Here is a 3,102-nt window from a genome sequence, read left to right on the forward strand (position 1 = left end):
TTTGCTCTTTAACAATCTGGAACAAGCTGAAAAATTGAAATGATACAGCTGAACATAACTCTCCGTAGAAGTTTTGAGTTATGCGCACCTGTATTAGAGTCTCTCAAATAATCACGGCTACGAATGCGTCACTCTTCACGAGTTTAAAAGACACCTTCGGGTTGTGAGGTTAAGCGACTAAGCGTACACGGTGGATGCCTAGGCAGTCAGAGGCGATGAAGGGCGTGCTAATCTGCGAAAAGCGTCGGTAAGGTGATATGAACCGTTATACCCGACGATACCCGAATGGGGAAACCCAATGTGATACGTCACATTATCGCATGGTGAATACATAGCCATGCGAGGCGAACCGGGGGAACTGAAACATCTAAGTACCCCGAGGAAAAGAAATCAACCGAGATTCCCCCAGTAGCGGCGAGCGAACGGGGAACAGCCCAGAACCTGAATCAGTTTGTGTGTTAGTGGAAGCGTCTGGAAGGTCGCACGGTACAGGGTGATAGTCCCGTACACAAAAGCGCATGAATTGTGAGTTCGATGAGTAGGGCGGGACACGTGACATCCTGTCTGAATATGGGGGGACCATCCTCCAAGGCTAAATACTCCTGACTGACCGATAGTGAACCAGTACCGTGAGGGAAAGGCGAAAAGAACCCCGGCGAGGGGAGTGAAATAGAACCTGAAACCGTGTACGTACAAGCAGTGGGAGCCTACTTTGTTGGGTGACTGCGTACCTTTTGTATAATGGGTCAGCGACTTATATTTTGTAGCAAGGTTAACCGTATAGGGGAGCCGTAGGGAAACCGAGTCTTAACTGGGCGTCAAGTTGCAAGGTATAGACCCGAAACCCGGTGATCTAGCCATGGGCAGGTTGAAGGTTGGGTAACACTAACTGGAGGACCGAACCGACTAATGTTGAAAAATTAGCGGATGACTTGTGGCTGGGGGTGAAAGGCCAATCAAACCGGGAGATAGCTGGTTCTCCCCGAAAGCTATTTAGGTAGCGCCTCGTGAACTCATCTTCGGGGGTAGAGCACTGTTTCGACTAGGGGGCCATCCCGGCTTACCAACTCGATGCAAACTCCGAATACCGAAGAATGTTATCACGGGAGACACACGGCGGGTGCTAACGTCCGTCGTGAAGAGGGAAACAACCCAGACCGCCAGCTAAGGTCCCAAAGTCATGGTTAAGTGGGAAACGATGTGGGAAGGCATAGACAGCCAGGATGTTGGCTTAGAAGCAGCCATCATTTAAAGAAAGCGTAATAGCTCACTGGTCGAGTCGGCCTGCGCGGAAGATGTAACGGGGCTAAACCATGCACCGAAGCTGCGGCAGCGACGCTTAGGCGTTGTTGGGTAGGGGAGCGTTCTGTAAGCCGTTGAAGGTGAACTGTGAGGTTTGCTGGAGGTATCAGAAGTGCGAATGCTGACATAAGTAACGATAATGCGGGTGAAAAACCCGCACGCCGGAAGACCAAGGGTTCCTGTCCAACGTTAATCGGGGCAGGGTGAGTCGACCCCTAAGGCGAGGCCGAAAGGCGTAGTCGATGGGAAACAGGTTAATATTCCTGTACTCGGTGTTACTGCGAAGGGGGGACGGAGAGGGCTAGGCTAGCCGGGCGACGGTTGTCCCGGTTTAAGCGTGTAGGGGGTGTGACCTGGTAAATCCGGTTACATATCAACCCTGAGGCGTGATGACGAACCACTACGGTGGTGAAGTAGTTGATGCCGCACTTCCAGGAAAAGCCTCTAAGCATCAGGTAACATTGAATCGTACCCCAAACCGACACAGGTGGTCAGGTAGAGAATACTCAGGCGCTTGAGAGAACTCGGGTGAAGGAACTAGGCAAAATGGTGCCGTAACTTCGGGAGAAGGCACGCTGTCGCTAGGTGGAGGAACTTGCTTCCCGAGCCGAAGACAGTCGAAGATACCAGCTGGCTGCAACTGTTTAATAAAAACACAGCACTGTGCAAACACGAAAGTGGACGTATACGGTGTGACGCCTGCCCGGTGCCGGAAGGTTAATTGATGGGGTTATCCGCAAGGAGAAGCTCTTGATCGAAGCCCCGGTAAACGGCGGCCGTAACTATAACGGTCCTAAGGTAGCGAAATTCCTTGTCGGGTAAGTTCCGACCTGCACGAATGGCGTAATGATGGCCAGGCTGTCTCCACCCGAGACTCAGTGAAATTGAACTCGCTGTGAAGATGCAGTGTACCCGCGGCAAGACGGAAAGACCCCGTGAACCTTTACTATAGCTTGACACTGAACATTGAGCCTTGATGTGTAGGATAGGTGGGAGGCTTTGAAGCGTGGACGCCAGTCTGCGTGGAGCCAACCTTGAAATACCACCCTTTAATGTTTGATGTTCTAACTCGGCCCCATAATCTGGGGTGAGGACAGTGTCTGGTGGGTAGTTTGACTGGGGCGGTCTCCTCCTAAAGAGTAACGGAGGAGCACGAAGGTTAGCTAATCACGGTCGGACATCGTGAGGTTAGTGCAATGGCATAAGCTAGCTTGACTGCGAGAGTGACGGCTCGAGCAGGTACGAAAGTAGGTCATAGTGATCCGGTGGTTCTGAATGGAAGGGCCATCGCTCAACGGATAAAAGGTACTCCGGGGATAACAGGCTGATACCGCCCAAGAGTTCATATCGACGGCGGTGTTTGGCACCTCGATGTCGGCTCATCACATCCTGGGGCTGAAGTAGGTCCCAAGGGTACGGCTGTTCGCCGTTTAAAGTGGTACGCGAGCTGGGTTTAGAACGTCGTGAGACAGTTCGGTCCCTATCTGCCGTGGGCGTTGGAAGATTGAGAGGGGCTGCTCCTAGTACGAGAGGACCGGAGTGGACGCATCACTGGTGTTCGGGTTGTCATGCCAATGGCATTGCCCGGTAGCTAAATGCGGAAAAGATAAGCGCTGAAAGCATCTAAGCGCGAAACTTGCCTCAAGATGAGTCTTCCCTGGGACTTCGAGTCCCCTGAAGGGACGTTTAAGACTAAGACGTTGATAGGCTGGGTGTGTAAGTGCAGCGATGCATTGAGCTAACCAGTACTAATGACCCGAGAGGCTTAACCTTACAACACCGAAGGTGTTTTAGAGAGAC

Annotated in this window: 1 rRNA gene; it reads left to right on the top strand. The window is 52.0% G+C overall.

Annotated features, from left to right (window positions below):
- Positions 1-167: 167 nt before the first annotated feature.
- Positions 168-3,075 (top strand): 23S ribosomal RNA (locus SPM24T3_RS23910).
- The last annotated feature ends 27 nt before the right edge of the window (positions 3,076-3,102 follow it).

This window comes from Serratia sp. M24T3, assembly GCF_000257645.1.
Lineage (GTDB): Bacteria > Pseudomonadota > Gammaproteobacteria > Enterobacterales > Enterobacteriaceae > Rouxiella.